This is a genomic window from Lignipirellula cremea, assembly GCF_056501455.1.
This window is the reverse complement of record NZ_CM151415.1, coordinates 4173630-4197678: the sequence shown is the minus strand read 5'-3', so window position 1 is coordinate 4197678 and position 24049 is coordinate 4173630. Positions and strand designations below refer to the sequence as shown.

Annotated in this window: 13 protein-coding genes, 1 tRNA gene and 1 pseudogene; 7 read left to right on the top strand and 8 right to left on the bottom strand. The window is 64.7% G+C overall.

The annotated features are described in order from the left end of the window. Positions 1-53: 53 nt before the first annotated feature. Entirely contained in the window at positions 54-932 is an 879-nt protein-coding gene (locus SH602x_RS16445; RefSeq protein ID WP_479473342.1) for a hypothetical protein, read from the top strand. 1 nt (position 933) lies between these two features. Beyond that, positions 934-2148 carry a pilus assembly protein TadG-related protein gene (locus SH602x_RS16440; RefSeq protein WP_479473341.1) on the top strand — a complete coding sequence of 405 codons (1215 nt, stop codon included), beginning with the start codon at positions 934-936 and terminating at the stop codon, positions 2146-2148. Between the two features lie 52 nt (positions 2149-2200). On the opposite strand, the gene SH602x_RS16435 is transcribed toward SH602x_RS16440, so the two are convergent. From SH602x_RS16435 to SH602x_RS16420, 4 genes and pseudogenes are all read right to left on the bottom strand, one after another. Next, positions 2201-3277 carry a hypothetical protein gene (locus SH602x_RS16435; protein ID WP_479473340.1) on the bottom strand — a complete coding sequence of 359 codons (1077 nt, stop codon included), beginning with the start codon at positions 3275-3277 and terminating at the stop codon, positions 2201-2203. Then, on the bottom strand, positions 3255-3923 hold the full coding sequence (locus SH602x_RS16430) for a lactonase family protein (RefSeq protein WP_479473339.1): 669 nt from the start codon (positions 3921-3923) through the stop codon (positions 3255-3257). The genes SH602x_RS16435 and SH602x_RS16430 overlap by 23 nt, the downstream gene beginning before the upstream one ends. Further along, positions 3827-4096: pseudogene (locus tag SH602x_RS16425) on the bottom strand (PAS domain-containing protein); the annotation flags it as partial. The gene SH602x_RS16430 and the pseudogene SH602x_RS16425, both read right to left, overlap by 97 nt. A gap of 9 nt (positions 4097-4105) precedes the next feature. Then, complete coding sequence (locus tag SH602x_RS16420; protein WP_479473338.1) at positions 4106-5131, bottom strand: PAS domain-containing protein; 1026 nt, start codon at positions 5129-5131, stop codon at positions 4106-4108. A 350-nt stretch (positions 5132-5481) separates the two neighbouring features. Here SH602x_RS16420 and SH602x_RS16415 point away from each other — a divergent pair, with 350 nt between their 5' ends. The 4 genes from SH602x_RS16415 to SH602x_RS16400 all read left to right on the top strand — a co-directional run bounded on the left by SH602x_RS16415 (position 5482) and on the right by SH602x_RS16400 (position 16495). Next, on the top strand, positions 5482-6066 hold the full coding sequence (locus SH602x_RS16415; protein WP_479473337.1) for an RNA polymerase sigma factor: 585 nt from the start codon (positions 5482-5484) through the stop codon (positions 6064-6066). 147 nt (positions 6067-6213) lie between these two features. Beyond that, positions 6214-10572 (top strand): protein kinase domain-containing protein, encoded by a 4359-nt coding sequence (locus SH602x_RS16410; protein ID WP_479473336.1) that lies wholly within the window; start codon positions 6214-6216, stop codon positions 10570-10572. A 418-nt stretch (positions 10573-10990) separates the two neighbouring features. After that, the gene (locus SH602x_RS16405; RefSeq protein WP_479473335.1) at positions 10991-14146 is read left to right on the top strand and encodes an HYR domain-containing protein; all 3156 of its coding nucleotides are present in this window, start codon (positions 10991-10993) and stop codon (positions 14144-14146) included. A gap of 213 nt (positions 14147-14359) precedes the next feature. Further along, positions 14360-16495 (top strand): HYR domain-containing protein, encoded by a 2136-nt coding sequence (locus SH602x_RS16400; protein ID WP_479477110.1) that lies wholly within the window; start codon positions 14360-14362, stop codon positions 16493-16495. 303 nt (positions 16496-16798) lie between these two features. Here SH602x_RS16400 and SH602x_RS16395 read toward each other — a convergent pair whose 3' ends face one another. Then, positions 16799-17308: a hypothetical protein gene (locus SH602x_RS16395; RefSeq protein ID WP_479473334.1), complete on the bottom strand. Its 510-nt coding sequence runs from the start codon at positions 17306-17308 to the stop codon at positions 16799-16801. A gap of 121 nt (positions 17309-17429) precedes the next feature. Further along, positions 17430-17503: transfer RNA gene (locus SH602x_RS16390), tRNA-Arg, on the bottom strand. A 246-nt stretch (positions 17504-17749) separates the two neighbouring features. On the opposite strand from SH602x_RS16390, the gene SH602x_RS16385 reads away from it, so the two are divergent. Beyond that, positions 17750-18511 carry an SGNH/GDSL hydrolase family protein gene (locus SH602x_RS16385; protein ID WP_479473333.1) on the top strand — a complete coding sequence of 254 codons (762 nt, stop codon included), beginning with the start codon at positions 17750-17752 and terminating at the stop codon, positions 18509-18511. An 87-nt stretch (positions 18512-18598) separates the two neighbouring features. Here the strand turns inward: SH602x_RS16385 and SH602x_RS16380 are convergent, their stop codons facing one another. Both SH602x_RS16380 and SH602x_RS16375 read right to left on the bottom strand, forming a co-directional pair. Continuing rightward, a complete protein-coding gene (locus tag SH602x_RS16380; protein WP_479473332.1) occupies positions 18599-22741 on the bottom strand; it encodes a PVC-type heme-binding CxxCH protein in 4143 nt (1380 codons plus the stop codon). Between the two features lie 339 nt (positions 22742-23080). Next, positions 23081-24001 (bottom strand): EamA family transporter, encoded by a 921-nt coding sequence (locus SH602x_RS16375; RefSeq protein WP_479473331.1) that lies wholly within the window; start codon positions 23999-24001, stop codon positions 23081-23083. Between the last annotated feature and the right edge of the window lie 48 nt (positions 24002-24049).

Here is a 24049-nt window from a genome sequence, read left to right as displayed (position 1 = left end):
TCCGCAACTCCGTACGCACGAGATGTCCGTCGCGGCGGCGCGGGCAGTCGCTCGTGGAGTTCGCCGTCATCGCCTTCGTCGCGACGGTCACGACCGCGGCCGCGCTGGCGGTCTGCTTTCTGCTCTTCAGCGCGAACGTCCTGCAGCAGGCGGCGGATGTCGCCGCGATGGAGCTCTCGCGCGTCCCGGCTCCCCCGGACGCGACATTCGACGAGAGCCTCGCGAACAGCGGTCTGTACGACGAGACGAAGTTGATCGTGCCGCTTGGGACCGACCCGGCGACGCTGCCGCTGATCAATCGACTGCTCTATCCGCTCTACACCTATGACCCGGATCGGGACGTCGTTCGCTATCCCGGCGCGGTCGTCGAAGGCCCCGCTGGCCTGACGGTCCTGATCCCGATCGTCGGCTTCGGCAATCGTGACGCGAGCGGCGTCGAAACGATTTCCGAGTGGCGACCCGTCGTCGAAGAGATCAAGTCCAACGGAGTCGGCCCCTACAGCGTGACGGCCAGCGACGAGGACAACCCGTCGTTTCAGGCGGGCGTCGTGGCGCTGAGGATCAACTTCCCCTATCAAGCAGCATCCGCGATCGCTTACGTGCCGGTCGACGAGACGAATGCACCCGTGACTCCCGGCGAAGCGGTCGGTCGCGACGACGTCTCGTACGTTCCCTCCACGGCGGACGATTCGGCGGTCACGGCCGCGACCCTTCCCGCCGGCTATTCGCATGCTTCCGCACCTGCACCGGCCGAAGCCTACGGCGCTTCGCCGCATCGCGGCGAGTACGGTCTTGGCGAAGCATACGCCTTCACGAAGAAGGTCCGGCCGTATCGCAAGGTGATCTCTGCCCAAGGCATCTATCGCCGCGAAGTATTCGGAGACTGGACCGCTAGTCTTCCCGTCGAACCCGATCCGATAGTAACGCCCTGACATGATTCGTCATCGCCGACGGAGAGGTTCAACGCTCCTCCTCATCCTCGCGCTGGTCGTCATCGCGATCCCGATCTTTGCCCTGCTGATCCATACGGGGCTGACGACGCTGACCCGCCGCCAGATGCAGACCGCCGTTGACTCGGCTGCCATCGACGGTCTGCGGCTGCGCGACGACGCGAGCGTTCCGACTGAGGAAGTTCGGCGGGCGCTCGTGCGCGATCGGGTAAGCCAGATCTTCGACGACGATCTGCTGGCGTCGTCCGACGACGCGATGGACTTCGGCGCCGGCCCCGAGATTCCCCTTGTCGACGGGATAGCGATCCCCGATACGGAGTTTCTCGCTTCTCGACGGATCGATGTAGAGAACCTCGGCGCCTACCAGCCCCACCTGCAGGCGAACGTCGGCGACCTCGCTCATGGCGACATGGTCGCCGGACGTTACGACTCTAGCGACCGGTCGCATTCGGAGAGCGCGACCTACGCCCGGACCGACTTCGCGGCCCCGGTCGATCCCTCGGAGGACGACGCGTTTCTGGTTCGGCTGCGGCGCACGAGTCCCCCGAACGACCCGGCGCCTTCGCAGGATCGCGAGCCCGGCGTCAGCTCGACCGGCCCCACCGTTCCCTTTCTCTTCGGTCGCGCTCCGTGGGGAGGCGCTGATTACCTGAACCGTCGCGAACGGGGAACGATCGTCCGTGCGACGGCGATCGCCCAGGCTCAGCCTGCCGTCGTCGTCGGCGTCGCCTCCGAAGACATGCCGTACGGCCTCGCCCCCTACTGGATCGAGCGAAGCAGCTGGGAAGCGCTTGTTCTTGAAACGCCCGCCTCGATCTCGATCACCGGCGGCGTCATCTCCGGCGCCGTCGCTGGAAGCTTCGTAGAACCCGAGATAGCGACGCTCGGAATGACGCTGACTGAGTCGGGCGCCTCGTCCGCCGTACTGGAGGAGCGCTACGTGGCGATCTACGACGAGATTGATGGCATCCCGCGAATCATCGGCTTCGGGACAGCGTCGCTGGATGTCGACGCAGGAACGATCGCAAAACGTCCCTCCGCGGTCGCTCCTTCGAACGCTTCGGCTCAGTATGTCGTTCGGCTTCCTACGCTCTCGCCGGACGAGGCTCCGTTGCTGTTCGAGGCTCATCGATCCTTCGCGTCGGCATCAGACTCCGAAGCCCTCCTCGCCCCTTCGCTCGTCCGGTCGATTCGCTGAGTCGACCCGAAAAAAGTTCTCGCTAAGGGCGTCGACACATCCGCCCTCCGTCCTACATAGCCTGCGCTACCGGCTTCGATCCCTTTCCAGGAGATTCGAGATGAACCGCATGCTTATCTTCGCTTCGCTGGCATTCGCTCTCGCCGTCGTTCCGCCCGCCTTCGGCGACGAAGTCTCTTCCAGGAAGGACTGCGACCATGCCGAGATGCAAAAGGAACACTAGAAGGCTCAGCAGGAACATGACGAGTGGCAGAAGCAGTTGACGGCCTGGCGGGTCGAGCACAAGCTCGCCCTCGCGACGCTGCAACGTGCGAGCGCCCTCATCGAGCAGCACAAGGCGGTCCTGCTGCAGCACGCCGAAGAGATCCGACAGCACGAACGCCACATTCTCGAGCATGAGCACGAGATTCACGAGCACGAATCGACGGGCGAAGCCGGAGAACACGACTCGCTCGTCAAATCGCACGCGAAAGTGCAGCACGAACACGCTGAAGTCGCAAAGATGCACGCGAGCCATGCGAAGGACCACGGCAGACTGATCGAGCAGATCAAGAAGCTGCGCGAGACCTCGCGGGAGATCGACAGCCACGACGATCATCATTCGCCGGAGAAGTAGAGATAGCCGGGGAAGCAGTTCCCCTCTCTTTCCGAAATCGACGTCCCCTACCTTGCCGCGACGTACGACGAACGCATGTTCGAGGAGTTCCATCATTGTTCGCAGCTTTTCGAAGTGAAGATGGGAGGAGATCTGCAGATCGACGATCGTTGGGAAGACTCGCCTGAGGAAGAGAGCCGCTGACGAGCTGCGGCAGGGATCGATGCGACGGACGATGACCTCGGAGAAGCAGGCGAAACGGTGGCCGTTCCGCTGCCGGAAGACCTCGTCGAGCGGCTCCGGATCGACCTTGCCGTTTGGTGGGCGCCTCGCAGCGAACGTGCCGCATCCGAGGATGAAGAGGCGCTCTCGTATCCCGCGCCGATCCAACCAGAGGGCAGCAGTTCCTCCATCAGAAACGGCGCTTCTGCTGGCTGAGCAGCAAGATTCGCTCGGGCCGCGCGTAGGCGTGGCGCGGGCGAAGCGAGAAGGGACCCGTCGGAACCTGCGCTCAGCGCCGCTCGGCGAGATCAAGGAACACGACGATCGAGGGATTGCCCACCGGCACGTACCGCTCGGTGAACTCCAGGGCGCCGGTCTCTTTATCGACTTCGAAGACCGTGACGTTGTCGCTGCGCTGATTGCAGCAGAAGAGAAATTTGCCGGACGGATCGAGGCTGAAGCTCCGCGGATAATTGCCGCGAGTCCATTCCTCTCCGACGTAAGTCAGATCGCCGCCCGCGCCGACGGAGAAGATCGCGACGCTGTCGTGCAGCCGGTTCCCCGCGTAGACGAACCGGCCGTCGGCCGAGGTCAGGATCTCGGAGCAGAAGTTGCTGCCCGTGAATCCCCGCGGCAGGGTCAAGATCGTCTGGCGAGGCGTAAGGCTGCCCGCCTCGTAATCGAATCGAACGACGTTCGAACCTCCCTCCTGCACGGAGTAGAACGAGCGACCGTTCGGATGGAAGCAAAGCGATGTTCGAGGTCGAAGACGTAAGCCAAATCGGGGGTGTTCGATAAGCAGGTCTCGTACAAGCGTTTTCGACGCTCGGATTCTTCGGTGAGGCGCGCGAGGCTTTCCTCCGTACGCTTCCACTCCGTCACGTCGATGACGACGCCCGGGAACTTCGCGGCTCGCCCCTGGGCCTCGCGTTCGATCTGTCCCCGGGCTGTCACCCATCTCCAGGAGCCGTCCTGCTCGTACGCTCCCGTACCTTGCGAACTGGTGTAGAGGGTTTCGTCCCGAACCGGCTTGCCTGACTCCACGACCTCTCGAACTTGCCGCTGTAGCCGCGCCGCGAGGTCGTGCGGATACCCGAGGTCGAAGAAGTCTCGACCGATGGCCTCCGACAGGTCTTTCTCTCACAACTCGAGCAGCGCCCGGTTCACGTACGTGAAGCGACCGGCCGTATCGAACAGGTAGATGAAATCGGCGGCATTCGAGAGCGCCGTTTCGTACATCCGTCGTTGACGTTCGGATTCGTCGGTGATCCGGGCGACTTCCGCCTCCGCTTGTCGACGTTCCGTCAGATCGATGCCCTGGACGATGACGCCCGACACGGCGCCGTCCACGCCGAACATCGGCTGGTAGACGAATTGGAGGACGCGTTCGCTGGACTTTCCTGCATTTGAAAGGACGATCCGCGCGTCCGCCGCCAGGTGAGTTTCGCCGGTCTGGTAGACGCGATCGAGCAGTTCGAAATAGCGCTGCCCGGCCACCTCCGGCAGAACTTCTCGAACGGGGCGACTCACCGCTTCGCGTCCGCCGATCAGTTCGACGTAGCGATCGTTCACCCGTTCGAAGACGTGCTGCGGCCCCTTGAGAACGGCCATGAAGGAGGGCGCGTGTCGAAAGATCTCTTCCAGCCGACGTCGTTCGGTTTCTGTCTCCGCGAGCAGTCTCTCGCGTTCGGCTCGCCCGTCGCGGTTCGAAGTGACGTCTTCGAGCGTTCCGATCCACTCGCGAGGAGAACCGTCGGCCTCTCGCAACGGAACGCCCCGCGATCTTACGTAGCGCCAATCCCCCAGTCGCGATTTGACGCGGAACTGGGCGTCGTAGGGCGTCGCCGTCGACGTCGCCTGCGTCCGGGACTGACCAGCCTCCTCGCGATCGTCGGGATGGACGACGCTGAGCCAGGCATGCTCCGCAGACGTCTGCTCCTGAACCGATTGCCCGGTCAATTCCTCCCACCACAGCCGGGCGTTGTCGAAATCGCCTCCGCCGCCTCCCGGAACCCACGTCCAGACCGCCTGGCTGGTGGCTTCGCCCAGAGCTCGATAGCGTTCTTCGCTTCGGCGGAGCGCGTCGACGGCTCCATCCGGCGTGTCGCCCCATTCCTTACCCTGGGCATCCGACGCCGGCGATCGATCGTGAGGACCGGAAGACAATGCAAGCTTCTCTGCACACGAGGGAGGGAAAGAAGCGATTCCTCGATCATTCTACCGACCGGTTTCCGGATCGACGCCTGTCGGATCGCGTGGCATTCGCGAACGAATTCCTCGCGACGAGGTGCAGATTCACCCCCTGAAGGAGGTGGTCGGGAGCGGGACGGGAGAGGCAACTTCACCGGAGTCAGAGCAACCGACGCACGAAATTCTTCGATGCCCTACAGGTTGCCGCAGGCGCCTTTTCGAATCATCAATTCGAATGCATCGGCGGTTCCTTCGATGCGAAGGTCCGAGTACGATCTTTCAGGCGGGAGATGAGGGCATGCACCGAAAACAGGAACGGTCTTCTGATGGCAGCCGGGCATGCGGGCATCGATCCTGGTTCCACGTCGATTTCACTGATCGCTCGCGCCAAACAGCAGGATACCCAGGCCTGGGACCGCCTCTGCCGCATCTACGGCCCGCTCGTTTATCGCTGGATTCGCGACGCCCGAATACGCGATGCTGACGCGGCTGACATCGGGCAGGAGGTCTTCCTCGCGGTCAGTCGACGCATCGACTCGTTCGATCCGGCAGTCGAAAAGGGCGCGTTTCGAGGCTGGCTCCGCGGCATCGCCCGCAATAAGGTCGGCGACCGGATTCGCACGCTCCGGCGAACTCTTCCGACGAACGATCTTCCGTCCAACCTCGCGGACGCCGACGAACCTGAAGAAGTTCGATCGACGTCGCACGCCTTGCTGCAGCGGGCGCTGGAGACGCTGGAGAGCGAGTTCGAGCCGCGCACCTGGCAGGCCTTTCGTCGGACCGCGTTCGACGATCGTTCCGCGGCCGACGTCGCGGCGGAACTGGGGATGTCCCCACAGGCTGTGCGACAGGCCCGCTACCGCGTCTTGAATCGCCTGCGCATGCTGATGCGCGACGATAGTCTAGGCTGAGGGAACTGCGAGACGGTTCGATCGATCCGCCGTCGTCGAGCGCTCGCATAAAGCCGCTCGCTTCGAGCGTTTCGGGCTCGCTGCGTACGTCGTGTGACGCCCTGACAAGAGATGGATTAGAGCGATCGTCCGCGACGGAGCCTTCGAGTGCGACATCCAGATCCGAAACTCTTGCAGGAATACATCGTCGGCAAGCTCGATCCGCCCGAAGCGGACGAGGTCGAGCGTCATCTGACGCAGTGCGCCTCCTGCGAAGAGACGGTCAACGACGCGGAGGTCTCGCGACATGCCGACGCTTTCGTCGACATCCTGACCGCGCCGGACGAGCCCGAACCGTACGAAGCGGAGCCGGAATTGCGGCGCATGCTGGATCGGATCGAGCGGATCATGCAGATCGGCCAGGAAGCTACGTTCGACTCGGTAGAGTTCCCGGGCGCTCCCGCGGATCCGGAGCCTCCGCCGCCCCTCCGTCTGGGTGAATACGAGTTGAGCACGCCGCTCGGCAGCGGCGGCATGGGCGCGGTCTATCGCGGATTCCATCGACGCCTGCGTCGACCGGTCGCCGTCAAACTGCTGAAGTCCGACCGGACTCAGGACGCCGCCGCCGTCGATCGCTTCGAGCGAGAAATGGAGGCCGTCGGACGCCTCGAACATGCTCATATCGTCAGGGCTCTCGACGCCGGAGAAGCCGACGGGACGCTGTTCCTGGTCATGGACCTGGCCGACGGCCTGTCGCTTTCGGAGGTCGCGTCGCGAATCGATCGCTTGGGCATCGCAGACGCCTGCGAAGCGGTGCGGCAGGCCGCGCTCGGCATCGCCGCGGCGCATCGGGCCGGGATGACCCATCGCGACGTGAAGCCTGGAAACCTGATGCTCGCCCGTCAGCCGAGCGACGACGGATCGCCGCGAGCGGTCGTGAAGGTTCTCGACCTCGGCCTGGCGCGCTTTCACGAAGCGGTCGAAGACGGATCGAGCGAGTTGACCGGCGACGGTCAGGTCATGGGGACCATCGATTACATGGCGCCCGAGCAGGCGGTCTCTTCGCGCGAAGCCGGACCGCCGGCGGACGTCTACAGCCTGGGCGCGACGCTCTATCGCTTGCTCACGGGTCGCACTCCGTTGGACGTCGACGCGAAAGCAGGCATCGTGCAACGGCTTTCCGCCCTAGCATCCCGTCCGGCGCCGCCCGTCCGCTCGCTGCGTGCTGACTTGCCCACGGCCCTGGCGACTCTCATCGATCGAACGCTCAGCCGCGATCCGCAGGAAAGACCCTCCGCGGGGATTCTGATCAGTCTGCTGGAGCCGTTCGCGAAAGGCGCCGACCTCGCCGCTCTGCTCGCGCTCGCCGAAAGCGACGCGACGACGACGGACCGTGCGCTCGTTCCGACGATCGCGTCGAAGTCCGCAGCCGTCGATACGACCAGCGATCTGTCATTCCTGAGTATGCCGCAGCCGGCGCTCTCGGGCGCACAACCGCCGCGGAGTCGGACGAGACTGTGGTGGCTCGCAGCCGCGGGAGCGTCGCTGCCGATCCTGCTTCTCGGCGTGATCCTGTTGCTGCAAACTCCGAAGGGAACGATCCGCGTCGAGATCGCCGACCCCGGCATCGAAGTCCGCGTCAAAGGGGGCGGACTTCTGCTCTCCGGTTCCGGCCAGGAGGAAACGACGATCGCCGTCGGCGATCAGGCGCTTGTAGTTTCGCGCGGCGACTTCTCGTTCGAGACGGACAAGTTCGTACTCAGAAAGGGCGAAACGGTCCTGGTTCGCGTCGAACTCGTCGACGGAGGCCTGCGCGCCACCGCCGACGGCAAAGAGATCGGTCGCGTCGAACCGCCGGACGAAGAACTCGCCGAGTCCGGGGCGCCCCCGATGCGGATCGCCGCGGTCGACGTCGCCTCGCCTGACCGCGAACCGACCGCCGTTCCGAACGTCGTCCCGCGTACCGACGATTCTGGTTCGCAGTCTCCGCCGGCGATCTCCGCGACGATGGCGGGGCCCTCGCCCTTCGACGCGTTTCGCCACGAAGACCTGACGAAGGAACAACGCGTGATCGCCGGGGGCGGCGATCACGAGGCTGCGCCGCTGGAACTGGTGAAAGTCTACGGCGACGGTCGATTCTACTTGTCGGGAAACGTCACCGCCTGGAGCCCGGACGGAAGCCTGTACGTCGACTACGACATTCGGCGGGCCATCCTGACCGATGCGGCCACGGGTGTTCCAGTTCGCACGCTCGCGGGCTTGGACTGGGCGCCATCCGACGCCTGTTTCAGCCGCGACGGAAAGACCCTCTGGTCGGGCTCGGACCAGGACGTACCGCTGATAGCGCATGACGTCGCGACGGGGCGACTACTTTGGCGTCGGACACGTCATGCAGTCGACGACGTCGTCGCCGTCGTCGAAAGGCCCGATGGAGTCTCCATCGTTTCCGGAAGCTGGAGAGGGACCGCCGACGTCTGGAACGGCAGAACCGGAGAGCGTATCGGCGGCTTCGATGCACAGATTCCGAATAGCGCGGTCGCTGCCTTCGATGCGACCGGTCGCATCGCCGCGATGATCGTCCACGGAGAGTCGCCCGCGATCGAGCTGCGCGACGTCGACAGCGGCGAGCTGCTCCGCACGATTCCGGGAAGCTTCGCACCGATCTCTGCCGCGTTCGATTCGGCGGGAACGACCCTCGCTGCGGTCGCGATCGATGCGACAGGCGCCTGCTCCGAGATCGTCTTCATGGATACGCTCGACGGGACGGAGCGGAAGCGGATTCCGTGTTCGTCGCCGCACGCTCCCAGACTGCGATTCGCGCCGGACGGAGCATTGGCCGTAGCTGGCGACGGGATTCGTCGAGTCGACGTGCAGACCGGTGAAGCGGACTTCTCGACCGGCTCGGGTCAGGGCCAGTTCGCTCTTTCCGCAGACGGACGACGGCTGCTCGCGGCCGCCCCGTGGGGCGGGGCGATGTTCTACGACTGGAAGACGGGCATTCGAAGCGAGGATCCGGCGCTCGGGGTCGCGCGACTGGACCTCGCGAGCGTCAGCCGTAGCGGCGAGGAAATTGCGCTCTTATTCGGCGGCGCGGACGGAACGGACATCCGCGCCGTGGTCACCGACGCGATCGATCGCGTCGTACCCAGCAGACTCGCGTTCGCGACGCTTTCCGAAAGCGGCGATCTGATCGGGGCGTCAGCCCCCGACGCTCTGTACGCCATGCCCCGCGGGAAAAGCCTCGCGACGCGCCGAATCTTCGCGGAGCGACTCGGAGCGAATGCGACTCGCGCGGCGGCGTCGCCGGACGGATCGTCGCTTGCCGTGCCGGCCGCGAAGAGCGTCCTGATCCTCGATGCTTCGACGGGAGAAACGACCGCGACCGTCGAATTGCCGTACGATCCGAGTTTCTTCGCGATCAGCGTCGATAACCGCCACCTGGCCGTGACTTCATGGACCAAACGCGAAGTCATGATCTGGCGGATCGCGGATGCGACGCTCGTCCGGACGCTCATAGCTCCCGAGCAGCACAACTCGCTCTGCAATCTTGAGTTCTCCCCCTTAGGCGACCAACTCGCCGTCGCGAGTTTCGACGGTCCGATCGTCTGGACGACCGACGACGACTGGGAGAAGAACGAGCCCGCCGTCCAGCAGTTTCGCTGCGACGAGGGGTACATCGAGCGAATCAGTTTCCGTCCCGACGGCACCCGCATCGCCGCCGCGGTCGATGTCGGGTTTCGTATCTGGGATCCGCGCGACGGCGCGTCGGATTCCGTCGCGCTCGTCCGGCACTCGACCGTCATGAACAAAGCGATCGATCTGAAATACGCCCCGGACGGTCGCCACATCGTCGCGAAGACCCGCGACGGTCGAGCCGTCGTCGTTCGCACGGAACCGCGGCCCTTCCGTCCCATCGCGCCTGAATCCGTCGGTTTGGCTTTCGACGGAAAGTCGACCAACGTAGGAACTCCGGCGACCTGGGACGGAGCGTCGCCGATGACGTTCGAGGCCTGGTTGAATCCCGAAACGACGAAAAGCTCCAACGTGTTCGGATCGACGAACTCCCGCCTTGAATTGTTGCCATGGCGGACATCTTTCATCGTTCGCGACTCGGCTGGAGCCCTGCATTTCGCCGTAGGATCGCCGTTGACTTCGGGAAAGTCAGTGCACGTCGCCGCGGTCTACGAAAACGGCGAGATGCGGCTCTACGTCGCCGGGCGATACGCTGCCCGACAACCCATTCCGCCGCTTCCTCCTGCCGGTCCTCCTCTGCGAATCGGCTGCAACGTCGAAGGAACCGCCTTCTTCAAGGGCGTCATGGACGAGGTCCGCATCTCGTCGATCGCACGCTACAAGGACGACGAGTTCACGCCCCAGCGTCGATTCGAACCCGACGCGGAAACGATCGCCCTTTATCACATGGACGAAGGCGAAGGCGACGTCCTGAACGACGCCAGCGGCAACGGACGTCACGGCGAGATTTCGCACGGAACGTGGATACGATCCGACCTGCCAGCGTCGAAGTAGTCGATCGTCGCTACCCGCGTCGATCCCGCGAAGGGATCGACGCTCTCCGGACGACGTTGCCCTGATGTCGCGTCCGGACGAGCCTCGTCGATTCAGCGTCGCAGCTCACGCCCCGAAACCAGATTGCGGGAAATGCGTCCCGTCGTCGCGAGAACTGCGTACCGCGCCGACGGCGACGTCAGGATTCAGTCGGCGCGGTTTCAAACGACCGAGGAAGCCGTCATCTGGCGAAGATCATGACCCGGTTTCGCGATGGTCGCGAAAGTCGTGTGACGGGCTGACAAGAGAATTAGTGCAGGACCGTCGCCTGCACGGCGACGCGGTCGGGCGGATTCCTTGGACTGCTGAGGATCGCCTGTCCTGCCGATCGCTCGCCCGAATTCGGGTGAGGCCGCTTCTCCCTCGATAAGTCGCTCCAATGCTTCGTTCCCTCGTCGTTTGGGCCGTTCTGCTTTCCTCGCTGTCGCTGGCGAATGCGGCGTTCGGAGTAGAACGCACATTTATCGTTCCTTCGCAGCGCACGCCGAAGGGTTGGCTCGACGCATCGAACTGGACTCCCGCCGGCGTACCGGGCGCCAGCGACGTCGCCTGGTTTCCGAACGGTACTTCGGGCGCTGTTTCGGACGTTTACCTTCCAACCACAAGCGACATCGCGACGTCTCAGCTTTGGGTCGCAGGTCAGAACCGCGCTGTCTTGTTCCTCTTTCAGGGAGGCCGTAAGTACACGACCGGCAGCGCCTATCTTGGATACGACGGCGCCCAGTTCGATTCTGGCGCCACGCTGTTTTTGGACCACCCAGGGACGCTGAAAGTAAGCGGAGAGTTCCAGGCCGACTACGAGAGCCACGTCGAAGTACGCGGAACTGCAGTCCTGGACGTCGGGTACTATCGTTCGTGCGGACGGCTGAAGGCCTTATTGGCGGCGCCTGCTACGGGGACGACCACTACGGTCATCTTCCCGGGCAGCACGCTGCGGGCCGGTACGTTCAACGCGGCCGGCGCAGGATTCAGCGACATCGCAGTCTTCGGAACGCTGGATACGGGCATTGCGTACCTCGGAAGCAAGGGCAGCGCGACTCATGGATCGAGTACGGACCCGAAATCGCGAATCCTCGTCACCGGCGCCGGCGCACTTTGGGATTGCAGCTCGAACATCCAGATTCTCGGTTCGCAGAACACGTTCTCCGATTACGCCCGACTGACCGTGCAGAACGGCGGGACGGTCCTGTGCGACGGCCAACTCAGTACGCCGAGCAGTCTTGGCCAGATCGATCTGTATGCAGGCGGCCGGATCCGCGCGAACTCCGTGAACGTTGCCGCGGGGTCGCTGCTGCACACCGGAGGAACGCTCGAAATCGACGACACCGTGCGAGCGACAGGCCAGGCCAACCCAGGCATCTTCTATAACGGTTCGCCGACGTACAACATCGGCGGGACCGGAACCCCGGTCGTCATTTTCGGGAAGGGATCGCGGGATTGGAATCTCGAAACGATCAACGTCGGCGCTCCTGCCGGGAAAGGAAATCTTGAAATTCATTCGGGAAACGTTTCGACGACGACGACGACCGTCGGAGGTTGGAACGTCGCCGCGGTCGATATCAGCGGGCCGAATAGTTCCTGGAACAATGGCAGTGGCGTCTTCACGATCTACGACATGGGTTCCGTCAGCGTTTCGAACGGCGGCACGCTCTCTACCGGATCGCTGTTAGTAGCTTCGTCGAGCGATCTGGATATCGGACCCGGAGGGCGAATCCTCGCCGACGTGCTCAGGATTCCGAACTTCGCCCTCGATGCGGGCTATGCGAACGTGAGGAGTTTCGAAGGGAGCCTGACGCTCTCGGGCGGAACGCTCGACTTCGGCTCCCCGGTGAGGACGACGTCGATCACGAACGCCTGCACGATCTCGGGCGGCAAGCTCCTGCTCGATATCCGCGGGCCCGTCCGGGGCACGTCGTACGACGCATTGGACGTCGGCGGGAATCTCACGATCACGGGGGGCGACCTTGACGTCGCGATCGCTCCGGCGACCTTTTTACCCGCCGTGGGAGATCGGTTCGACCTGCTGAACGCGAATGCCATTTCCGGCGCTTTCGACAACCTGAATCTTCCGGATTTGGCCGTCGGCGACGTGTGGAACACGAACGATCTGTATACGACCGGCGTCCTTTCGGTGAACGTTCCGCCGTCCGCGACGCCGATCGACCCGGTCGTCGCGGAGTGCGTGAACGGCGATCACCAGGTCGTCTTCGAGACGACCGTCGACGACGCGGACGGCGATCCGCTGACGGTGACGTGGAAGGTCGACGGGCAAGTCCAGAAGAGCGAGTCAGGCGTAGCCCCTGGAGCGAAGGTCTCCTTCGACTTCTCGTACGACCATGGCGTCCATGCGGTCGTCTTGGAAGTCAGCGACGGCTACGCGGCGACGACCTCGGGCACGTCGGTCACCGTTCAGGATACGGAGAACCCGATCCTCGTTATCGCGTCCGATGCCGTCGTGCCGACCGATCCGGGCAAGGCGTTCGCGACGAACGTGGCCCTGACTCCGCCGACGGCGACCGACGCCAGCGGTCACGCCGTGACGCTGACCAGCGACGCCCGAACGACCTACCCGCTCGGCGTGACGATCGTCACCTGGACCGCGACGGACGAGTCAGGTAACAAGGCGACGGCGACGCAGAAAGTGACGGTCGTCGATCGAGAGTCGCCGGCGCTCCCTTCGCTGCCGGACGTGGCGAAGTACTGCGATCCAGCGCAGCTCTTCGCGACCGTCGCACTCCCGAAGCCCAATGCGACCGACAACGTCCCCGGTGAGGTCGCGGTCGCGACAACGTCGGGAATCCAGTTCCCGATCGGCACGACGAGCGTCGCCTGGACGGCGACCGACGCGGCAGGCAACCAGACGACGATGACGCAAAACGTCATCGTCATCAACCTGGCGCCGCGGGCTTTCCCCGGGAAGAACGTCACGATCACGACCACGTCGGAGAAGGGGGCGAGGGTCGTGCTCGACGGTCGGCGTTCGTCCGATCCCGACCAGCACAAGCTGAAGTACGCCTGGCGGGCGAAGAAGGTGAAGCTTGCCAAGCGGACGGCGCCGAAGACGACCGGCATCTTCAAGGTCGGCAGAACCGTCGTGACGCTGACCGTGACTGACGCCGGCGGTCTGAAGCACACGAGAACGATGACGGTGAACGTGAAGTTGAAGAACGGGAAACAGCGACCCCGCGGCTCGGACGCCAACCAATCGTTCGCGTACGCCGCGCAGCATGCGGGCAGCGCCGCCGCGAACGGCGTGAGCGACGATGCGGCGCTGACCGGCCTGGCTTATGCCAGCACGGCCTCCGCCTACGGCGACGCGGCGGGAGAGTTCGTCCAGTGGGAGGAAGGTCAGTCGGAAGACGACGCTCTGGTCGCGTACTCCCAACTGCGCACGATGCAGGCGGCGTACGGTCAGGCCGCGACGCAGGCACTGCTGCGCGCTTATGCCGAAATGGGCGACGAAAGTTTGCTGACCGCCTACGGCCATGCGGCTTACGGCACGGCCTACGCCGCGGCGGACCTGTCCGAGCGTTGAACGACTCGGATTCGACTTCCAGATCGTATGGCGACGTTCCGAGTCGTCGGACTCGCCCCTGCCTCGAGCGTATGTATCAGCAGAATCGCATAGGTTCCGCTGCGGTTTCAGGTCTTAATGGGCACCTCGCGAGTCCATGGAGCCGACCTGAGCTTCCTCCAATTGCTGCAATAAGGACCTTTAATGTCCCAATGCGTTCGTCCTGGCTTGAGCGTGGCCTCGTTCGCGCTCTCCGTCTGCCTATTGGCCGCGTCCGCGTGGGGACAGGGGAGCAAGTTCGAGCGACTGGCCCGACCCCAATTCACCGAACTCCTAACGATCGACGGCATATCCGCCGACGGTTCACGGGTCGTCGCGTCGTTCGGCGGCGCTGTCGTCTGCTGGGACGCGGCGGGGAACCGGATACCGCTGGAGCTTCTACCGAATACAGAGCTCGCCGCGCTGTTCGGGGCGAGCATCCGACACGTGATCTCGGCGGACGGGTCTGTGATCGGCGGGTACTGTGTGTCGACGGGGATTTCCGGCGAATGGGGAAGGCCGCCCGCGGCGTGGAACGCGGCCGGAGCGGTCCGGCCGCTCGAAGCGCCTTATCTCAGCCCTGCAGTCGCCTCCTACGGACTCGTTACAGCCGTCTCGCCGAACGGAGCGTATCTCTACGGCAATTGCGAGGTGCCGGAGTCACGTCGCAATATCCCGTTTCGCTGGAACGCCGCCGGCGAAGCGACGATGCTGGAATCGCTTTCGGAAGGGGAGATCGGTCTGGCTCTGCCGATCGCGGCGACGTCGTGGGACGGTACCATCGCGGTCGGGGCGGACGACTTTCTCGTCGCAGGGGACGGCGTCGTCGATTTTCGACCGGTCCGCTGGCGTGCCGACGGCTCCATTGAGGCTCTGCCCCTCCTAGGAACCGACCTCGACGGCCACGCCAACGGGCAAGCCGAACTCTGTTCCAGCGACGGTTCGATCGTCGTAGGCTATCTCGCCAAATACTCCAGTTCCGGCGCGAATCTGGGAACGGCGAACGTCTGTTGGCTTCCTGACGGGCGCGTCGTCGAGCTCCCCGGCGCCTATGCGGCGATGACGCCGAGCGGAAAGACGATCGTCGGCGGAGACGCCCGCTTCGACCTGGTCGACGGCGTCTTCGTGAAGACGCCGCTTCACGTGCCCGAGCCGCCGGAATTCGGAGGAATCTACGCACAAGACGTTTCCGACGACGGACGAGTGGTCGTGGGGCTCGGCACGCCCAACGCATTTCCGGTGAGCGTCCAGGGCGCGAAGGTGTGGATCGATAACCGGATGCACTCGCTGGAAGACCTGCTCGCCGATCGCGGGGTGTCGCTTCCTGAAGGCTGGACGTCGCTCGACATGATTTACTTCTGCTCGACGAACGGCACGGTCTTCGTCGGCGAAGGGACGTTCGGGACGGAACGCACCGTTTTCCGCGCGACGATCTCCGACATCTTCGCCGATCGCGAAGGGCCGGTCTTCGATGCCCTCGATCCCGTCCGATCCTTCTGCGATCCGACCAAAACGTTCGCGACGATATCACTAGCGACGCCGCCGGTAACAGACAACGCCGCCGGTCAGGTCGTCGTGACGACGACCGCGAGTCCGCGCTTTCCCATCGGGACGACGAACGTCGTCTGGACGGCCAAGGACGCGGCCGGGAACGCCGCGCAGGCGATTCAGCAGGTAATCATCACCAATAGAACTCCGCGGGCGGACGCGGGAAAGAACGTCACGATCACGACGACGTCCGAGAGGGGAGCGAAGGTCGGCCTGAACGGCAGCGGCTCTTCCGATCCCGACAAGCACGTGCTCGAGTTCAAGTGGACGGCGAAGCGAGTCCAGCTCACCCGGGCGACGACCGCGAAGCCGAACGGCGTCTTTCCGATCGGCTCGACGATAGCGACGCTGGCCGTCACGGATGCGGGCGGAGCGAAGGACGTCGACACCGTTCGCGTAAAAGTGAAGCTGAAGAACTCCAGGAAACGTCCTCGCGGCGCCGAGGCCAATCGCTCGTTCGCCGACGCGACGCAGGCAGCGGCGAAGGCGGTCCGTTCGGAAACCTCCGGCAGCGCGACGCTCTCCGGGCTCGCCTACGCCAACGCTGCAGCAGCGTACGGCGACGCCCTCGGCGAGTTCGTTCGTTGGGAGGACGGACAAACCGTAGCCGACGCGCTGCCCGACTACTCGGAACTGCGCGGCCTGCAGGCGGCTTACGGTCAGGCCGCGACGAACGCGCTGCTCAGCGCCTATGCCGAAACGGGCGACGAGAGCCTGCTCGCCGCGTACGGCTATGCGGCTTTTGGAACGGCCTATGCCGCGGCGGATTTGACGGAGCGCTGAGCATATGCCGAAGTCGCCTCTCTGACGAACAGGCAATCGACGTTGCGAGATGGCCCCCTACGGACGCGGCGTCCGAACCTGCGATTCACGCCTTTCGCCTGGGCGAGGCTGACGCTTCTACGTGACCGAGGAGCTACCGCGATCGGCGGCTTCGGGATAAGTGCGGCAGACGATCCGTTACTGATCGAGGATGTGCGGCTGGTGCGACAGCTCTCTGCTCCCCGGGGGAAGCCGAATCGAACGCCGTCGTGGAAGCGTCGTCTGCCAACTCCTGATGGACGCTTTGTTCCCCGGGACCCGAGGCTAAGGTTCCTGCAGCGTCTGCGGCGGGTTGTCGTTCCCCTTCTCGTGTCGAGAGGGGGAACGCCGCTGCAGGCAATGCGGAATCTGTGCTCGGAGTCCCCCTGATGAAGCCGCCACCAGGTGCTTCTGCACAGCCTTCAGCTTCAGCGGCCCGAACTCGGCGGCTCGGGTACTGCCGAAGAGACGACGTAGCGGCCGCGCCGCGTACTTCATCTCCACGTACTCTTTCCCGGGCCGGTCGCCCTGCCGGTAATGCACGGCGGCGAACTTGCGGTAGCGATTGATCAGCCCGTCGATCGTCAGTTCGGCTGTCGAAACCGTCGGCGGCGGCTGCGGCGCCGTAGCTGGCGCCGGAAGATTCCGTTCGGCGAGCAGCCGAAGGTAAGCCTCGTGGCTCTCGGGAGAGCCGTAGCGTCCGAGGTAATGATCGCGGCCGTCAATGCGGACGACCGCGAGATCCCGCGCCTTGAAATGACGGTACGCGGGAGGCTTCTTCGTTCGGCGAGACATCGCGAGAATCGATCCAACGCCCGTAAAAGTAGTACTAAGTAGTACAGACTTGCGGGTAGCGGAACGTTCTCGCGTCTACTGGGCGCGAGGCAATTACTTGCAGGGAACGAAGTTAGGTCAATATGCCCGGCGGGGGTCGAACCTGCAACCTTCGGCTTCGGAGGCCGACGCTCTATCCAATTGAGCTACGGGCACGTGGACATGCAGCGAAGGCGACGGGTCGCCTCAGCATCTTCTGGATTATGGACGGGGCGACGAACGGGCGTCAAGGCGGCGAGAAGGGACGAGTCGTGCAGGGGCGGCAGTCATCCGCCGGCCTGCGACGCGGGAGGCGCCGCGGATTAGGATAGGCGGGCGTGCGAAAAGGTTCGCCGAAGGGCGAAGTCGCGGTTCGACGCGTGGACAGTCCTCTTTCTATCTTTTCTCGCAAGGCGCCTGCCGATGAACGTTCCGCTTCAGAATCTTTCGCGAAGAACCTTTATGCAGTCGACCGTCGCCGTGGGAGCGGTCGCCGCAGCGAGCGCGGCGGGAACGGCCGTCGCTCAGGAGCCGGCGAAGAAGTCGGAGTTGCCCGAGGGAGCGGTGATTCTCTTTCAGGGCGATTCGATCACCGATGCGGGTCGCGATCGCAACGCGACGGCGGCGAACGACGTGAAGGGACTCGGCCACGGCTATCCCCATCTGATCGCGGCGGGCCTTCTGCACGAGCACGCGGCGGCCAGGCCGAAGGTCTTCAATCGGGGCATCAGCGGCAACAAGGTGCCCGACCTGAAGGCCCGCTGGGAAGCGGACTGCATCGCGCTCAAGCCGACGGTGTTGAGCATCCTGATCGGCGTCAACGACATCTGGCATAAGCTGAACGGCAACTACGCCGGGACGGTCGCCGACTACGAGACCGGATTTCGCGAACTGCTGACCACGACGAAGGAACGTCTGCCCGAGACGCGGATCGTGATCTGCGATCCGTTCGTCACCCGCTGCGGCGCTGTGAAGGACAGTTGGTTCCCCGAGTTCGACGAACGCCGGGCGGTCGCGAAGAAGCTGGCGGAAGAACTGTCGCTGACGTTAGTGCCGTTCCAGAGCGCCTTCGACGCGGCGGTCGAGGTCGCTCCGCCGGAGTACTGGGCCTATGACGGCGTCCATCCGTCGCTCGCCGGGCATGCTTTGATGGCGAGCGAGTGGCGGAAGGCGACGGGGATCTGACCTGTACGAAACGAACAGAACTCCCGCGCCTTACGTTGGCGCGGGAGCGGCGAGCTTCGGAAGCCTGGTTCACCGTCCGGGAGTCGCTCACTCTCCCGTCGTCGCAGCCTCGGCGTTCGGCGTCGCATTCTCTTCGAGAATTTCCAGCTTCAGATTGCGGAAACGCACTTCGGTCGGGCCGCCGGAGTGAAGCTGCAACGCGAAGACGCCGCGACGCTTGCCGGCGGGGTCCGTCAGGTCGACGCAGAGTTGGCCGTTGAGGTAGGTCCGGACGCGATCCCCCTCGGCGACGATTTCGTAGCGGTTCCACTCGCCCTTCCTTACGTGCGACTCGCCCGACTTGTCCCAGAGAAGTCCGCGGCCATGCTCTTCGTAAAGCTTGCCCCACCAACCGGGTCCGATGTCGGCCTGGTAGCCGCGCATCTCGCCGCCGGCGATCGGTTCGCTGCGAATCTGAATGCCGCTGTTGCCGGCGTCGTCGACGAGCTTGACTTCGAGCGATAGCCGAAAATCCTCGGCAGCGATGTCGCTGATCAGGAACTCGTTCCGCGCGAGGCCCGCGGACTCGCCGACGATCTCCCCATTCTCCACCGACCAGAGGGAAGGATCGCCGGTCCAGCCGGTCAGCGTCTGGCCGTCGAAGAAGGACTGCACATTCTGCGAGTCAGCCAGAATCGCGTTCTGTCGCGGGCTGGAGAGATATGCGAGAAGGGAGCGGATCGCCTGGTCGTCGAAGGGGCGGAGCTGATCCTCGGGCATCAGCGAGTTGGGGCTCGCGATTCGCTGCTCGATATCGGCGACGGGAACGACGATGGCGGCATCGGCGGTCTGCAGCGTGATCGTCCGCGCGTCTTCCGCCTTGACGATGCCGACCACCACGCGACCGTCCGCCAGCACGAGCGACGTCTGCTGGTACTCCTTCGTCATCACGGCGCTGGGGTCGACGATATTCGACAGCAGGTACTCCAGGTTCGCGCGGTTGGAGCCGGTGAGATCGGGGCCCACCTTGCCGCCCGCGCCGTAAAGGATGTGGCAGCGCTGACAGGTCTGGGCGAAGATCGCCCGGCCATGCTCGAGGTCGGCAGGCGGCAGATCGGCCCGCTGAACGAGGCCGGCGTACTCGGCGATCAGCTTCGCCTTCTCCTCCGGCGTGGCGCGGACGACGCCCCAGGTCTCGGTCAGCAGGCGATCGATCTCTTCGTCGCCGTGAAGTTGAAGCTGGCGAACGAGGTCGCTCGAAAGTGCGGAGGCAGGCAACTCTTCCGCGGCGACGGCCTCCAGCAACGTACGTCCCCACGCGGGGCGCGAGCTGAGCGTCGCAAGAGCGGACTGCCTGGCCTCGGGCGGCAGGCTCTCGAACACGCCGAGGATCCACGTCGGCGTCTCCGCCGAATCGAACTGCGCCAGACCGCGCAGCGCCGCCTGGCGAAGTTCGGGCGCCGCGCCCTCCGCAAGCAGCGTGTAGAGAACGGGCACGATCTTCTCGTCGCGCACCGCGAGCGACGCCTCGATGGCCGAGGCTCTCAGCGAACCGGAAGCGCTCTCTGCCGCAGCGAGCTCCCGCAGCGCCTCGGTCGCCTTCGCGTCACCGAGCGTCGCAGCGATGGCGTGCGCCTGAAGTTGAAGGTTCGCGTCCGTCGAGCTTGCGAGTTTGCTGTACGCGGCGGCCCAGTCGGCCGGAGATGCCACGTTCCGGCGGCCTTGCAACGCGGCTCGGATCGCGACGAGGAACGTTCGTTGCAGCGCCGGATCGTTCGCTTTCCCGAGACCTTTCACGAGTAGCGCGAGCGACGCGTCCGGATCGCCGCTGCCGATTCGGCGGAGCATAAATTCCCGCAGCTTCGGCATGGTTTCGCCTGCGGAAATGCCGAGAGCGAGCGCCCGTTCGGGATCGACGTCGGCTAAGGGTTCTGCCGCGTACCAGATCATCAGGGGCAGGTTGTGATCGCCGGCATCCTCGGCATGCGAAGCGAGAGCCTCGACCGCTTCCCAGCGCTTCGCTGGCGGAACGCGAATCAGCGCCGAAGCGACCTGCAGCCGGACGACCGGCGATTCGTCCTCGCGGGCGAGCCGCGTCAGCAGCGAGATCGTAGCGTCGTCGATCGCTTTCGGTTCTTCGCATTTCAGGCGAACGGCCCAGGCGCGGACGAAGGGGCTGGGATCCTGCACGGCTTTCTCGACGACTTGCGCGGCAACCTCGCCTGAGCTGACGTGCAACGCCCAGATCGCGCGCAGTCGACGCTTCTCATCGGGATGATTCGTCGCGACGTCGATCAGTCGGTCGATCGCCTTCGATTCGATCGCTCGCGTCGTCGAACGCTCCTGCAGGATCCGCCGTGCGTGCCGCACGAACCAGTCGTTCGCGTCGAGGACGAGCAGCGCCAGGGTCTCGTCGTCGACCTTAGACAGATCGCCGCCCAGCATCGCGAGGGAGGCCCTGCCGGCGCCGGGAGTTTCCGCCGCGTCGCCTTCGTAAACGATCTTGTAGATCCGCCCGTTACTCCGGTCGTGGATCGAGGCGTTGCCGTGATGGCAGGCCTGCATGTCGTACCAGTCGATGAACCAGACGTCGCCGTCGGGACCGTAGCGGAAGTTGAGGATCTGGCTCGCCCGGTCGCCCGTCAGCAGGAAGTCGGGACCGTGGCTGCCGACGTAGCCGGAACCCTGCTGCGTCAGCCGATCGACGTTCAGGCGCTGGCCATGGATGTTGTTCATGAAGAGCGCGCCGTGATGCTCCGCGGGCCACCTGCCGCCGAGATAGGTCATCGCGCCGGCGTGTGCATGGCCGCCGCCCGCGGCGTCGGACTTGTCGTTTCCGCCGTGCGGATTGGCCCCCAGGTAGTGACGGTGATCGGCGATCGTCTTGATGTCGTCGTAGGTGTAGGGATTGAAGTGCGGCCCGGCCTGACGCTGGTAGCGACCGCCCTGGATCATGTGATAAAGGTGCGGAATCACGCAGGCGGTGATGAAGGCCTCGCCCCGATCGTCGAAGTCGACGCCCCAGGGATTGCTCGTGCCGTGGGCGAAGACCTCGAAGACGTGCCGCGTCGGATGGTATCGCCAGACGCCCGCGTTGAGCGGAATGCGCTCGGCGTCGGGCGTGCCGGGCTTGCCGACGCGCGAATGCGTGAAGACGCCGTGACAACCATAGAGCCAGCCGTCCGGCCCCCAGATGAATGAGTTCAGCGTCTCGTGCGTATCCTCGTAGCCCCACCCGTCGAGCAGTATCTGCGGCTCGGCATCAGGTACGTCGTCGCGATTCGCGTCGGCGATGAAAAGCAGGTAAGGCGCGGCGCCGACCCACACGCCGGCGTGACCGACCTCCAGACCGCTGACCAGATTCAGCCCCTCGGCGAAGACCTTCCGCGAATCGAGCGACCCGTCGCCGTCGGTATCCTCGAAGATCAGGATCCGGTCGCTGCCCTGCCCCTCCTTCGCACGGGTCGGATACTCGTAAGCCTCCGCGATCCAGACGCGCCCGCGGTCGTCGATCGCCATCGCGATCGGCTGCTTCACGTCCGGCTCCGACGCGCCGACCCGGACGGAAAACCCGGGCGGAACCTTCATCGCCGCGGCGGCGACTTCGGCGGTGACGCCCCCGAGCGGGTACTCGTCCCGAACGAGCGGAGCGGAAGGCTGCGTCGGCGGAGCGGGCGCCTTCGCGTGCAGGCGGAAGTCGTCGAAGTTGACGTGCCCCCAGCCGCCCGAGTGATCGTCGACCAGGCGGATGAAGATTCGCTTCCCCTGCTCTTCCAGCAGATCGACGACGAACCGCCGCAAATCCTCCCGATCGACGCCGGACGTTCGATAGACGACCTCGCCGTCGGCTTCCCGCACGAGTTCGACCCGGGTTTCCGGATGAACGCCGCCGGCGAACAGGAACGACGCGAACGGCTGCGTGACCTCGAAAGGGACGGAGGCCAGCGTGCCGCGAGGCGCATCGAGTTTGCGCTCGTACGTGCCGACCCAGAACTTGCCCTGATGGCGGCTGGCCATGTCGGCGCGACGGGGCTTGACGGTATCCCCTTCGACCGGCTGACCTTCGAAGGCCTCGCCCTCGGCGGTCCAGTCTTCGAGGGTGCCCTTTTCGAAGTCCAGGTTCAGCGTCTTGCCGTCCGCGTCCTTCGGGAGCGTCCCCTCCTGGGCGATCGCTGACGCGGCGAACGCAGTCAGGGCGATCGCCGAAGTCGTAAGCACGAACGTACGCAGCCGAGGCAGGCGTAGAGACATAGGTCGGCAGGCGGGAAGAGAGGAGCGTCCGGGAGAAGATCGTTCGACGACGATTCTACCGCGACGATTCGCCTGCCGCTCTCTGAAGTTCGGCCGGAATCGTGGACGCCCGCTCGCTAGATGACCTTCACATCGCCGGCACCATGATCGCGAGCCGCGGCGGTTCGCCTCTCATTCTGTGCCAGATTGAACGAAGAGTCGGGTGCCGCTGGCTCCGCCAGTGCTGAACCTCGAGTGGTCGTCCAACATTAGCAGTCCGGCCTCCGGAAAGCACTGGCGGAGCCAGTGGCACCCGGAGGAGAAGATGGCAAGCGATAGTCAGTCCGGAACGACGGCCTGTTAGATCGCCAGCAGCGCGACGGCGAGGAACAGCAGCGCGGCGCCGACGCTGCGGAAGAAAAGCGTCCAGCCGCGCAGGCCGACGTCCGGCACGCCGAGCGCGGCGCCGAGGAACCAGACCGCGGCGAGACTCCACAGACCGCGCGTACTGTAGACGACGTTCGCCTCGACCGCCTTCTGGAACCAGGCGACGGTCAGCACGATCGTCATCGACTGAACGGCGATCAGTCCGCAGCCGCCGAGCAGCGACGGCAGCGCCGCGCGAGGCATCTCGGTCAGCTTCCCTTCGAAGAGCGGAATCAGCGCAAGCGTCATCACCCCCGCCATGATGAACGTCATCGGCAGGAACGTCCCGGTCCCCCAGCGCGGCGACCAGCTCTGCACCGCCAGATCGAGTCCCGCGAACGACGCTGCCGAGAGGAAGGCGAAAACCATCGAGAAGATGATCTTGCCGGGACCGGCATGCAGCTTCCCCACGTTCAGCAGCATCACGCCGAGCGTCGCGAGCCCGGCCGAACGCCAGACCTCGAACGACAACGGCTCCCAGAGCAGAACCGCCTGGAAGATCGCGACCAGCAGGATCTTCAGCCCCAGCACCGGCGCCGCGACGGAGACCTCTCCCCGCGTCAGCGCGAGGATCGTCGTGATCTGCCCCGCGATGAAGAACAGGGCGGTCACTCCCGCCTGCCACCACTCGGTCCAGGGAGGGAGTTCGCCCCCCTGAAAGATGAACGGCACGAAGATCAGCGACGTCGTCAGATTCGAGACGAACGAGGTCCGCCAGACGCCGACTTTCCACCGCGACGTCGTTCGGAGCAGCAGCGCCCCGAACGCGAAGACCACCGCGGCGCCCATCGGCATCCAGAACAACGGCGTTCGGACGTCGATCTGGGCGAGGAGAACCGGAACGTCGATGACCACGACTCCTGCGAATGCTGTCGGATCCGCGGATTCCGCGGTAACGAATGC